Origin of the sequence: Bartonella sp. AU16XJBT (assembly GCF_028618665.1) — a bacterium.
In the GTDB taxonomy this organism is placed as follows: domain Bacteria; phylum Pseudomonadota; class Alphaproteobacteria; order Rhizobiales; family Rhizobiaceae; genus Bartonella.
The window spans coordinates 1-12,421 of record NZ_JAQITF010000008.1 but is presented as its reverse complement, the minus strand read 5'-3'; the positions used below and the strand labels follow the sequence as shown (position 1 = coordinate 12,421).

Here is a 12,421-nt window from a genome sequence, read left to right as displayed (position 1 = left end):
TTTATGGCAAGACAACAAAAAGTCGTTGAAATTTATACAGATGGTGCTTGCTCAGGAAACCCTGGAGTTGGAGGTTGGGGAGCAATTTTACGCTGGAATGGTCATGAACGTGAGCTTTATGGCGGTAATGCTCATACAACAAACAATCAAATGGAACTCATGGCGGCAATTTTTGCATTAAAGGCACTTAAAGAGTCCTGTTTGGTCGATCTTTATACAGACTCAGTTTATGTGCGTAACGGTATATCTAAGTGGATTGAAGATTGGAAAAAGAATAATTGGCGCACTGCATCAAAAAGTCCTGTGAAAAATATGGAGTTATGGCAAGCTCTTGAGACTGCTTGTTCTTGTCATACAGTCAGATGGCACTGGGTAAAAGGGCATGCGGGACATCCAGAGAATGAACGAGCTGATGCCCTTGCGCGCAAAGCAATTGCACAATATCGCGAAAATGGACGTTTCCCAACATAATTGCTGTTTGAGAATCTTTTCTCTTTTATCATGGGATAGCAAGAGGGGGTGATTGTGTATGGACTATAAATGTTCCACTTAAGGCGTGATCTTTAAAAGAAACTGTATAAAAAATTTTTTGTTTTTTTTCCTCTGGTACGAAATAGAGTGGAGCGCTAAAGAGTGTATATTCTGCATTATCATTGATTTTTTTTGCTGCTCCAATTTGCATTTCTCCTCCATCTAAAAAGAGAGAGCAAGGCGTGCTTTTGTTGTTATTTTGTATTTTTATAAGGAGGGTGTTATTATTTTTTTCGGCGCTTATTTTTAGGGCATTTTGCGTCATGCGTGGCAGAGAATCTTGGGCGTTTTTTAACAAGGAAGCAGGAAGATATTTGTTTTTAAGAGCAGATGGTAAAAAATCAAAGTTAACAGTCAATGGAAGGCAGATTTTATGGCATAATCCAAGAGTGAAAGCACCACTTAAATTTTTGTTTGAAGAAGATAATTTAAAAGGCAATATCACTTTATCTTTATAGCCTAATGACCAATCATTTTCTGTTTCAAAAAGCTGTGGAATAGGATAAAAGATTTCATATGAAATCTGTTGGTTGAAATTAAAAAAGGGTGCCATTCCTGAATTACCTGGATTACGCCAGTACGTTTTCCAGCCTGGTTTAAGCACAATTTCAATAAAGCCTTCTCTCATTCCAGAAAGAGAAGGTTCCGTGATTGCTAATCGGATACGGCCACCCTCTGTTTCATACCAAGAGGTTGAGAAAAGCTGGAGTTTTTGTTCTGTTTGAGCATTTACAGGAATATTAAGTAATTCTAAAACTATGAGTGTTAAGCTTAAAGTAACGACAAGCTTTTTATAAAAGAAAGTTGCGATATTTTGTAAATTTGTAAATATGTTACTTTTTCTCATTGGAGTTTTATTTTCCTAGTGTACTAAATGGACGAACTTTTATCATGTAAATTATGGAGAATAACAGATTAATGAAGCAATGTAATGGCTTTTTGGGTGGACAATTACTCATAGCAATGCCTGGGATGAATGACAAACGCTTTATTCGTTCTGTTATTTATATTTGCGCGCATTCTGATTCTGGTGCGATGGGCATTATTCTCAATCAATTGCATCATATTGATTTTCCAGAGCTTTTGCTTCACCTTGGAGTCATAGACAGTAGACAAAAAAAACATCTTTCTGAACCAATAAAACAGTTTCCAGTTCGCTATGGTGGTCCTGTTGATCCTTCGCGCGGTTTTGTCCTTCATTCAGATGATTATGCTTGTGAAGAAACTGTTTTTATTGCTGATAAGGTCTGTTTTACTGCGACAATTGATATATTAAAAGCAATCAGTTGTGAACAAGGCCCGCAACATGCACTGGTAGCATTAGGTTATGCTGGATGGAAAGCGGGGCAACTTGAGGCGGAAATTTCTACAAATGGTTGGTTAATCAGTTCTACATCACCTAGTTTTCTTTTTGAAAGTGATTTAAGTTGCAAATATGATAAAAGTTTAACACGCATGGGGATTGATCCAACTTATCTTGCTTCTGAAATGGGACACGCATAGAGCTTTTTAACTTTACACGTTATTCTATCCCTTATGTTTTTATTTTAAAGAAACATCCCTCAGTACGTTTAAGCCTATTTCGCGACGGCGGCTTGTGAGTGGTATTGCAGCAAATCCATTGAGCTCCTATCTTTACGCTTGTAAAGTAACAAGCCGGGCAACCATCTTTATATTTTTTAGCCTCCAATGTTGCGACAGCTCTTGGCACTAAAGACTTTTTATAAGAGGCATTTTTACCCCTTTTTTAATCGTTTTTTCTCCAGTTGCGCTCTCCCTACTTGTGACGTGCAAGCGAAAGGTTTTAATTGATTCAACATGAAAGAGATTTTGAAATAAGCAAATCTTATAATATTCAGAGTTTTATTTCAAGTTGAATAACGCTAAATTATCATTATAAATCAGTATTTTGGCTTATAAGGGAAATGGCTTTGAACGAGAGTGATTAATTCTTCTATGGCAAGTGGTTTCGTCACAAGTGTGCTTTGAACATATTTACAGCCTTCTTGACGGAGGAAGATTGCTTCTTTTTCATTTTCAACACCTTCTGCGATAATTTGCAAGTTAAGATCTGTTGCCATATTAATGATAGACTTGAGAACAAGTTTCTTTTTGAGAGAGTCGATTGAGATAAGTGAACGATCAAGTTTAACCATATCAAATGGATAACGGACGAGATAGGTCAGTGACGAATAACCTGTTCCGAAATTATCGAGTGCAAGATTCATTCCAAGTGTTTTAATTTGTTCGAGAAAGTGCGCTGATTGTTCAGGATTGTTTCTTAAGACAAATTCCGATATTTCAATCATCAAGCGCCCTTTGTGGAGCGGATGGCGAAGCAGAGCGGCACGCAGTTGACTGATAAAACGAGGATGAATCATTTCTGCGCTTGGTAAATTAATTGAAATAAAGAAAGACTGCTGGGGAAATTTTTCTTCTACATTCATGAGATCGATAATGGCATTGTCGATGATAAATTGTGACAAATCCATAACGATTTGTTCATTTTCTACGATTTTTATGAAATCAGAGACATTTAATTTTCCATAAGTTGGATGATGCCATTCCACAATGGTTTCAAAACCAATAATATGTCCGTCTGATAAATTAAGAATAGGATGGTAGAGAATTTTCATCTCATGACGCTTTATAGCATAATGAATATCTTTTTCCAGAATATTCTGTTCGAGACCTAGAGTGCGAAAATTAGGACGAAAAGGTTCAATATGATTTCCTCCCATTTGTTTTGCACGAATCATTGCTAATTCACTATCATTAAAAATATCTTTAGCTGTTGATCGGCTTTCACTCCATGTAACTAATCCGATAGACGTTGAAAGAATTATTTTATTTTCCGAAAGTGAAATAGGTGCTGAAATTGTTTTGTGCAAATGATCCGCAAATGCTGCAATTTTTTGTGGTTCAGTTTCACTGAGTAAAATGATTGCAAAACGGTCTGCTGAAAGGCGCGACAAGGTATCTTGAAAGTTAATAAGACGATTTAAACGACGGGCGATTATAAGGAGTACAGTATCCCCAACGGCTATACCTAATTTGCGATTAATTTGGCGAAAATTGTCAAAATCAATCATAAAGACGGTCGGTCTAATTTTAATATTTGCTTTCGCCAAAGAGGTATAATTTTGTAGTCTATCAAAGAAAATTTGTTGGTTAGGAAGGCCAGTTAAGCTGTCATGGATTGCATCATGCAATAAGCGTTCTTCAGATTTTTTATGGTTAGTAATATTGACAATAGTTCCAATGACACGTGTGATTTTCCCATCTTTTTGCATAGCTGGACGTGCACGAAGAGAAAACCAATGATAATAACCACCACCGGAAGAAAGCCGAAAAATTTGATCAATACGCCCTTTTTTATTTTTAAGAATGATATCCAACACGGCTTGAAAGCGTTCTCGATCATCGTAGTGCAAGGCTGAAATCCAGTTGCGCATAGTCCCATTGAGGTTGTGTATTTCAGTACCAAAAAGGGTTTTCATGTTTGGATGAACAACAATACGGTCACGCTCAATATTCCAATCCCAAATAATATTTCCAGCTCCTTTTGCTGCGAGGACTTGTTGTTCAAGGTCAGAAAATATTCCTTCATGGAAAGCGTCATTAGAAAAAGTTTGTTGCAGGACAGTAAAGCTAATGAGAAGAACAATGAGCACTAATCCTCCCGCTAATGCTGGCTGGATAATATCATTGTTTAAATGTCCTGCTATGCAGGCATAGGCCCCCACACACCAAAAGCTAATAAGCAACCATGTTGGGATAAGCATAATGGCGCGGTCATAACTTCGGATTGAAAAATAGATGATGAATAGTATACCCAGCACAGCGGTAAGGCCAAATGATAGACGGGCAATTCCCGCTGCTCTGATTGGATCATAAATAGCAAAGGCTCCTAAACTGCAAAAGGCAATAATCCAAACGATAGCACCATAACTAAAATGATAATGCCAGCGATTAAGATTGAGGTAGGTAAAAAGGAAAATGAAGAGTGTTGCGGCAAGTGCTACTTCTGTACCCGCACGCCAGATTGGTTGTGTTGTGAGTGTAACTGCAAAGAATTTATTTAAAAAGTTGAAGTCAATACCAATATAAAAAAGCACGGCCCAAGCGACAGCAGCTGTTGCAGGAAACAGCCCTGTCCCACGGACAACGAAGAGAACGGTTAACAAAAGTGCTAAGAGACCTGATATTCCAAGAAGAATACCATGATAAAGCGTATAAGAATTAATGGCATCCTTATAAGCTTCAGGTTGCCATAAATAGATTTGTGGTAGATTTTCAGAGTTAAGTTCGGCCACAAATGTAACAACAGCACCGGGATTGAGAGTAATATGAAAGATATCAGAGTTTGTACTAGGTTGACGATCGAGAGAAAAACCTTCACTTGGTGTTATAGATTGAATCCGTTCTGATCCAAGGTCTGGCCAAAAAAATCCAGAATGCGTCATGCGGTAATGGGGTGCAACGATGAGACGATCGACTTGCTCATCTGTTGGATTTGCGAGAGAAAAAACCGCCCAGTTTCCCGAGAATTTTTCACTTTTTGCCTGCACTTCAATACGCCATACAATACCATCTGGTCCTGGCGCTGTACTTGTTTGAAAAATAGAGTTATTTGTATGATGAATTTCAATTGCTTTTGAGAGATCAAGTGCAGCATCCTGAGAAGAAATCTTAACGGGCTCAATAGCGTGTGCTGATGTAAGATGGACAAAAAAACTAACGATGATAATGAAAATGATGTTAATTATTTTACGCAAACTCTTCACAATGTCCCACTCTCAATATTTTAGGATGCTTAATTTCCATTTAGATTTTTGAGAAAAAGCGTTCACCTTTTATAACTTATTTACAGAATAAATTGTGATCACTTCCTCTTAAGTTATATGATTTTATATATAAATAGACCATATACCCATTTGCTTCAATGAAACTTGAAACGGATGGAATTTTATATTTTAAAAGGGCAAAATTATATCATGAATTTTTAAATTTCACGGATACAGCTTTACACATTAGAATCTCTATCACATGAAGGAGGAATTGGATAGTTTTGTACGCCTCTTTGCCTAATATTTCCAAAACTTATTTAATGAGAAGAATTTTTGTGGTAAATTTTATGATAAAATATATTCATGTTCATTGTGATGCTTCTTTTTAAAAAGCATTTCTTTACTTTAGCTTATATGAAAGAGTTGACGTTAAATCATCAAAATTCATGAGGGGGCCTACCGGTCCAACAGCAGTGAGTGTTGGCGTGGAGCTTGTAAAAAGACGATGCGCTAAATTTGTTAACCTTGTAGGGGTGATAAGATTGAGGCGTTCAATTGTTTCCGATATTGGAATGGGGCGACCGTAAAGAAGTATTTGGCGAGCAATGAGATGTGCTTGACTAGAAGGGTTTTCCTGTGACATTGTGAGATTAGCACGATATTGCGTTTGTGCTCGTTGGAGTTCATTGGCGTGAATATTTTTGCTTGCCTTGCAAAGTTCATCAAGAATCACAGGCAGAAGTTCTTTGAGCCCTTCTTGTCCAGTAGCTGCATGAACACCAAAAAGTCCAGTATCAGAAAATCCCCAATGAAAAGCATAAATAGAATAGCATAATCCACGTTTTTCTCTTATTTCTTGAAAAAGACGTGAGGACATCCCGCCACCAAGAATGATTGAAAGAATTTGGCTCGCATAAAAATCACGGGCGTGATAAGCACGCCCTTCAAACCCTAGAACAACTTGTGTATCCATTAAATCGCGATATTCACGAAAGTCGCCGCCAACATAATTTGCAAGATTAGTAAGAGAGGCGGTTGAATGGGAGCGAAAAGTACCAAGACGACTTTCAACTTCTTTTAGAAAGCTTTCGTGTTTTACAGCTCCTGCTGCAACAACGATCATACGATCTGCACTATATTGTTTATTGATGAAATCATGAAGATCGGCAGATGTAAATGATTGAATAGTTTTAGCTGTTCCTAAAATAGAGCGACCAAGGGATTGATGACGAAAGGCTGTTTCTGTAAAGTGATCAAAAACAATATCATCAGGCGTGTCATGGGCGGCACCAATTTCCTGAAAAATGACTTGTTTTTCTCGTTCTAGTTCAGCTTCGTCAAATTTTGAATGCATTAAAATATCGGCTAAAATGTCGATAGCAAGTGGGATATCGCTTTTAAGAACACGTGCAAAGTAAGCTGTTGTTTCAATACTGGTTGTGGCATTGATTTCACCGCCAACATCTTCAATATCAGTTGCAATTTGAAAAGCGGTACGGTTTTCGGTTCCTTTAAAAGCCATATGTTCAAGCAGATGGGCAATACCATGCTGTGTGAAGGTTTCATTGCGTGAGCCCACTTTAACCCATATTCCGAGTGCGACACTATCAATCTGTTGCATTGTATGTGTGGCGATAGTCAAACCATTACTAAGGCGACAGACATCTACATCCATGTATTTACAACTCCATTAAACAAGCTAAATACCTCATCTTAAAGGGTATTAGAATATCCTTGATTTAAATTAATGCAGCTAACTTTAATAAGATGCACGCGATTTTAAAGAAATATAATCTTTTACTATTTTTTCATCATTAGCAAGACTTATGAAGTGTTCTTCACCTTCCATGATATCATTGAGATGAGATGGCCATGGGGCATGAAGACCGCAAGCATTTTTAATCGTATCAGGAAATTTAGCAGGATGAGCTGTGGCAAGAACGATCATTGGAATATGTGGTTTTTTATTTTCGCGCGCTACTTTAAGGGCGACGGCTGTATGTGGATCAACAAGATAGCCACTTTCTTTATAGACACGATCAATTGTTTGTGCTGTTTCAGCCATGTTACTTTTTCCAGCGGAAAAGAGGGAACGAATATTTTTGAGTTGCTTTTCATCAAGAGTGAAAGATCCCGTTTTTTTCAAGTTTTCCATTGCATTGCGAATCCACATTGGATCACGATTGCTACTTTCAAAGAGTAAACGTTCAAAATTAGAAGAGACTTGAATATCCATAGAAGGTGAAGTTGTATGGACGATTGGTTGTGTTTCGTAAGTGCCACTGGTTAATGTACGTGCAAGGATGTCATTATCGTTTGTTGCAATAACCAGTTGAGCAATGGGTAAACCCATACGAGCAGCGACATAAGCTGCAAAAATATCACCGAAATTTCCAGTAGGAACAGTAAATGAAACTGCTCTATCAGGCGCACCTAAAGAAAGTGCAGATGAAAAATAGTAAACAATTTGCGCCATAATACGCGCCCAATTTATAGAATTAACACCTGAAAGGGCTCTTTTCTTACGAAAATGATGATCATTAAACATTGCTTTGACAAGAGCCTGGCAATCATCAAAATTTCCTTCAATGGCAATGGCATGAACATTTGTACTTTGATTGGTTGTCATTTGCCGTTGTTGAACAGGTGATACACGTCCTTTAGGAAATAAAATAAAAATATCTGAGTGTTTTTTCCCAGCAAAAGCTTGTATTGCAGCTCCCCCTGTGTCACCCGATGTTGCAGCAATAATCGTTGCACATCTATTTTTTTTAGTTAAAACATAATCCATCAGTCGAGAAAGAAACTGCATTGCCACATCTTTAAAAGCTAAAGTAGGCCCATGAAAGAGTTCAAGAATAAATTCATCTGTTCCAGTTTGTCGTAATGGACAGACTGCTGGATGGTGGAAGGTTGCATAAGATTCAGTAACCATATTTTCAAAAGCTGTATACTCGATCTCGTTATTCACAAAGGGCCACAGAAGTGTTTTAGCAATTGTTGTATAAGACTGACCACGAAGTGCGCGTAACGCATCAAATGATAATTGCGGAAATTTATCTGGAAGATAAAGTCCACCATCATTTGCCAGCCCTGTCATGATCGTTTCTGTAAAGCTTAAAGCAGGAGATACGCCTCTCGTGCTGATATATTTCATAAGTTTTATCCTTTTTTTATTTCTGGCAAATTGATGAAGTTATTTATTTCATGTTTTTCATAATATTTAAATTATTAAATGGATAGAAGCTTATTTTCTTTTTTTTGAATCAATAATGAAAGAAATAGTCTTAAACATTATTATTTTTGAGATATAAACGTCAAATGTACACAGAAAACCTGTTACAGTCGAAAATTTTCTCTCTATTATTCATTCACTTAAACTTACAGCTTAATCTTTACTTATGTATCTTCCTGAATAATAAAATCAAATAGATAGAATAAGTATTTATTGAAGAACTCTTTTGTAAAACTCAATTATCCAGAGCTATTTTATGCTCTTATACTGTGTAACAATTAAATCTACTACAATAAATGTTGAAATGATACATCTTGAGATTCACAGTGGAAAATTTATAAGGTAATTTTATGGCATTTCGTGCGCAGATGTATATTTTTAATAATCTTTGTTTAACTTAATTTATCATTTTATATACGAATAAGTATTACATTTGTGCTATACAGTATGGTAATCTAAAGCTTATTCATAGAAAGCATAAAAAAGCCTGCCAAATGATGTAAAGCAGGCTGTAAAATATTCCTATTTTAAATAGAAAAAATAATTGAGTATCTTTGAATTATTTGCCTCTAATTTTTCCGATTGCCCATCCGATTATCCCGCTAAATATGGCCATAACAGATCCGGTCAAGAATCCAAAACCCAAAGCGCCTACTGTAGAAAAAAAACCTAGAGTAATCGGTTCAAACACTTTCTCAACTTTTCCTTCAATGGCAGATTCATTTTTGGCACCATGAGTGAAACTTGGTACATAAAGAGCAGCCATATTGACAGCTCTTTTCTTTCCTTGTTCTATGAGAGAAACAGTTTCCCATTGAGCATCATTTTTGAACTGATTAGCATGAACATTTATAATTTGCGAAAGTAAAAAAGCAACCGCTATAAAAATATTTAATACGTAAGTTTTCAATCCTTTAATCATAATTTATCACCAATACTTTTACTTTAATTTGAATTGAATAGATGCATCGGCAGAATTAGTGCACATTGAGGGAAACAGAAGCATTTAAAGCTTTTTTCATTTTTAATGTGATAATTCATTCGTTTTTTGTCATCAACTATGGATGAGCAGAGAATATATTCATAGTATGATGTCTTATACGAGAAGATCTTATTCTGATGAAATTTTAATTTTAACGAGATTTAAAATGCGATATTATTTTGCCTATTATCCATCCTAAAAACATGCCTACCATACTTGATGCATATCCAATGGCTACCCCAATCCCAAAAGTTCCAAGTGTAAGAGGTTCAACGATCTTTTCAAATTTTCCTTCAATGGTAGTTTCATTTCCAACACCATGATTTAGATTTTGTGTATAGAGAGAAACGAGATGGACTGCATCCTTTTTTTTCTGTTCTATTGCAGAAACAAAAGTATTTTCACGATGAGCACTATTTTGCAAATAATTTGCATGCACACTTACAACCTGAGAAAGAGAAAATGCAGACATAATTAAAATACTTAATATATGATTTTTAAACAATTTAATCATAATTTACCTCAAATACTTTATACTACTCAATATATATGCGTAAATTTATACTTTGGATATTTGGATTTAATCTACATCATTTATATTTTGTAGTAATATGAGCTTCATTATGTAATGAATTATAAGAAATCAATAATACATAATGAAGCTACTATTCTAGCGTTATACACTGCATTGAATTATTTGAACATCAACACTATGTCCTTTATCCAACTTATTATGGATCCTATAAAACTCATTGCATATCCAGCAAACAATAGTCCCACTCCTATAGTCATAGGCTCAACGACCTTTTCAACTTTTCCTTCAAAGGTTGCCCCATTTTCTGTTTGATAATTTACAGATGGAACATAGAAAGCAGTGGTAGAAACTGCATCAGATTTCGCATTCTTTACTTGTTCCATTAGAGGAACAGAAAATTCCTCTTTTGGAGCATTATTTCCCAAATAGTTTGCATTAACATTTACAGTTTGTGAAAGAAAAAAAGTGCTCGCTATAAAAACACTTAAGACATAATTTTTAAATATTTTCACCATAACTTTACCTCAAATATTTTTAAATTATATATGTAAGTAAACATACTACAAATATACAATATGTGTATATAATTTACTTTACAAATAAAATGCATATTTCATTATGTGTTTTTAGTCAATATTAAAAATACATATTATAAATATAGATGTAATTTTTTATAAAAATTATTGTAAAAAAGTAACAGTAATAATTACAAAAAAGATTTTTAAATCATTTATTGATGTGTTAATGTATATTTTTATAATTATAATAACTTATAAATATATTTTATTGGAATCTTTTAAAACATATTATGTAATATTTTTTATGTATCATATATAAAATAATATGTGATGATTGCATCATTTTTATGAAATGAGCTTAATATTATTTTTTAATACATTTGGAGATAATAACATTGATTAAACTTTTTACGGATTAAAACTATAAAAACAATGTTTATTATTTAGTTTATAATAAAAAACATGAAAACTATAATGTATAGGAAGAGATTCTCAATAATGAATATGAAGGGCATTACTGGAATTTTATCTATTATAATTTGACAGTAGGTTTTATACTCAATGGGATTACGATAGGAAGACGTGATAGTTTATTGTTTTTATATACAATTTTTACCATTAAATACACGTTTTGTCAAAATGGATTTTGACAGTTTAAATTGTAAAAAAAAGTCAAAAATGGCAAAAATCGGAATTTGACGGTAAAAATGAGAAAAGGCTTTGAAAGGTCTTTGAAAATTCTTTGAAGATTTTAAAAAGTCTGTAAAAGTCAAAAAAATCGGCTTTGAAGACCCTTTGAAAAAATGAAGTAAAAGTGAATCTTACTACTGCAAAATCACCTAAAAATGACCAAAAAAGCAAAAAGGATTTCTATATGCGTGGAAATCTCTAAAAATTGAATAAAAAACACTGCTTACTGTTCATGCTTGTTATGGTCATGCAAGTGATGTGTGTACATCGTTCTATGGCTCATCTCACCGTATACAAATTAATTCAATTAAATCAGGGGGCAAGAAATGAAATACATCTTAAAACTATTGAGTGTGATAGTCTTGTTTATTATAGCTGGGTGTAATTTTTTTAAGCCTTCTCCAGGATACATATACATGTGGGAGAAGCCAAGAGCAGATTTTACAGAAGTAGGAAAAGCCTTGTAGAATGTGGCATGCCAACTCCTTATGATGAGGATTCAGAAAACAGAAAGGTAAGCATTAATGCAAAAGCGACAATTTATGCTTGCATGATTCAATCAGGATTTCGCTATAAAAATGAGGAACTTTCGAGAGCAGGAGGATGGTGTTATACATTTAAAGAAGAAAACCTTCCCATTTACCAACCTGGGGCTGTCATTCCCCAGCGAAGTGTCAAGAGGCGCTTAAACAGCCCATGTTGTAAAAAGCATCCAGAACAACCTGAATGCAAGCCTTAATAACGCAAAATCATTCGCAAAGTGCTTCCGTGAATGTTGGCTACACCTATGGTGCGGGTGGTCCTGGGTGGATGGGCAATGCTTCCTTTGGAAAAGGAAAGGGCTCCAGTGAATAAGTACTACACAAGAACAGCCATGTTATAGGGACGGGCACTGTTCATACCAATAGTGGGGGAAATACTACATTTGCAGGCGCCGTGGTTTCTGCAAACCGTGTAGAGATGGGGGGTGGTGGTGATTTCACCATTACCAGCCTCAGTGATACGGGACAAAGTTCCAGCAAGCAAAACTCTGTTTCTGTTGGCTTTAATGGTGGAAAAAAGGATGATGCGGCGTCAACCAATATTGCCTTTAACAAGGATAAAACCTCTAGTGATTATCACAGCGTTGTGGAACAATCC

Annotated in this window: 9 protein-coding genes and 2 pseudogenes; 4 read left to right on the top strand and 7 right to left on the bottom strand. The window is 35.4% G+C overall.

All coding sequences use genetic code 11. The features are described 5' to 3' along the window. Positions 1 to 3: 3 nt before the first annotated feature. Positions 4 to 471, top strand: a complete 468-nt coding sequence (gene rnhA, locus PVV66_RS05890) for a ribonuclease HI (protein WP_273718995.1) — start codon at positions 4 to 6, stop codon at positions 469 to 471. A 28-nt stretch (positions 472 to 499) separates the two neighbouring features. On the opposite strand, the gene PVV66_RS05885 is transcribed toward rnhA, so the two are convergent. Then, positions 500 to 1,378 carry a protein-disulfide reductase DsbD domain-containing protein gene (locus tag PVV66_RS05885; RefSeq protein ID WP_273718996.1) on the bottom strand — a complete coding sequence of 293 codons (879 nt, stop codon included), beginning with the start codon at positions 1,376 to 1,378 and terminating at the stop codon, positions 500 to 502. A gap of 71 nt (positions 1,379 to 1,449) precedes the next feature. Between PVV66_RS05885 and PVV66_RS05880 the strand changes: the two genes are divergently transcribed. Further along, entirely contained in the window at positions 1,450 to 2,034 is a 585-nt protein-coding gene (locus PVV66_RS05880) for a YqgE/AlgH family protein (protein ID WP_273718997.1), read from the top strand. Between the two features lie 398 nt (positions 2,035 to 2,432). Here the strand turns inward: PVV66_RS05880 and PVV66_RS05875 are convergent, their stop codons facing one another. The 6 genes from PVV66_RS05875 to PVV66_RS05850 form a co-directional block, all read right to left on the bottom strand. Continuing rightward, positions 2,433 to 5,318, bottom strand: a complete 2,886-nt coding sequence (locus PVV66_RS05875) for an EAL domain-containing protein (protein ID WP_273718998.1) — start codon at positions 5,316 to 5,318, stop codon at positions 2,433 to 2,435. Positions 5,319 to 5,721: 403 nt separating this feature from the next. Continuing rightward, positions 5,722 to 6,996 (bottom strand): pitrilysin family protein, encoded by a 1,275-nt coding sequence (locus PVV66_RS05870; RefSeq protein WP_273718999.1) that lies wholly within the window; start codon positions 6,994 to 6,996, stop codon positions 5,722 to 5,724. A gap of 84 nt (positions 6,997 to 7,080) precedes the next feature. Beyond that, positions 7,081 to 8,478 (bottom strand): threonine synthase, encoded by a 1,398-nt coding sequence (gene thrC, locus PVV66_RS05865; protein ID WP_273719000.1) that lies wholly within the window; start codon positions 8,476 to 8,478, stop codon positions 7,081 to 7,083. A gap of 637 nt (positions 8,479 to 9,115) precedes the next feature. Continuing rightward, positions 9,116 to 9,478: a hypothetical protein gene (locus tag PVV66_RS05860; protein ID WP_273719001.1), complete on the bottom strand. Its 363-nt coding sequence runs from the start codon at positions 9,476 to 9,478 to the stop codon at positions 9,116 to 9,118. Positions 9,479 to 9,689: 211 nt separating this feature from the next. Continuing rightward, positions 9,690 to 10,052: a hypothetical protein gene (locus PVV66_RS05855; protein WP_273719002.1), complete on the bottom strand. Its 363-nt coding sequence runs from the start codon at positions 10,050 to 10,052 to the stop codon at positions 9,690 to 9,692. Positions 10,053 to 10,231: 179 nt separating this feature from the next. Beyond that, positions 10,232 to 10,588 carry a hypothetical protein gene (locus tag PVV66_RS05850; protein ID WP_273719003.1) on the bottom strand — a complete coding sequence of 119 codons (357 nt, stop codon included), beginning with the start codon at positions 10,586 to 10,588 and terminating at the stop codon, positions 10,232 to 10,234. 1,019 nt (positions 10,589 to 11,607) lie between these two features. Here PVV66_RS05850 and PVV66_RS05845 point away from each other — a divergent pair. Next, positions 11,608 to 12,020 (top strand): annotated as a pseudogene (locus PVV66_RS05845) (hypothetical protein). A gap of 2 nt (positions 12,021 to 12,022) precedes the next feature. Then, positions 12,023 to 12,421 (top strand): annotated as a pseudogene (locus PVV66_RS05835) (hemagglutinin repeat-containing protein); the annotation flags it as partial.

Coding starts and splice junctions, on each gene's coding strand:
- rnhA (WP_273718995.1), top strand. CDS start 4: ATGGCAAGACAACAAAAAGTCGTTGAAATTTATACAGATGGTGCTTGC.
- PVV66_RS05885 (WP_273718996.1), bottom strand. CDS start 1,378: ATGAGAAAAAGTAACATATTTACAAATTTACAAAATATCGCAACTTTC.
- PVV66_RS05880 (WP_273718997.1), top strand. CDS start 1,450: ATGAAGCAATGTAATGGCTTTTTGGGTGGACAATTACTCATAGCAATG.
- PVV66_RS05870 (WP_273718999.1), bottom strand. CDS start 6,996: ATGGATGTAGATGTCTGTCGCCTTAGTAATGGTTTGACTATCGCCACA.
- thrC (WP_273719000.1), bottom strand. CDS start 8,478: ATGAAATATATCAGCACGAGAGGCGTATCTCCTGCTTTAAGCTTTACA.
- PVV66_RS05860 (WP_273719001.1), bottom strand. CDS start 9,478: ATGATTAAAGGATTGAAAACTTACGTATTAAATATTTTTATAGCGGTT.
- PVV66_RS05855 (WP_273719002.1), bottom strand. CDS start 10,052: ATGATTAAATTGTTTAAAAATCATATATTAAGTATTTTAATTATGTCT.
- PVV66_RS05850 (WP_273719003.1), bottom strand. CDS start 10,588: ATGGTGAAAATATTTAAAAATTATGTCTTAAGTGTTTTTATAGCGAGC.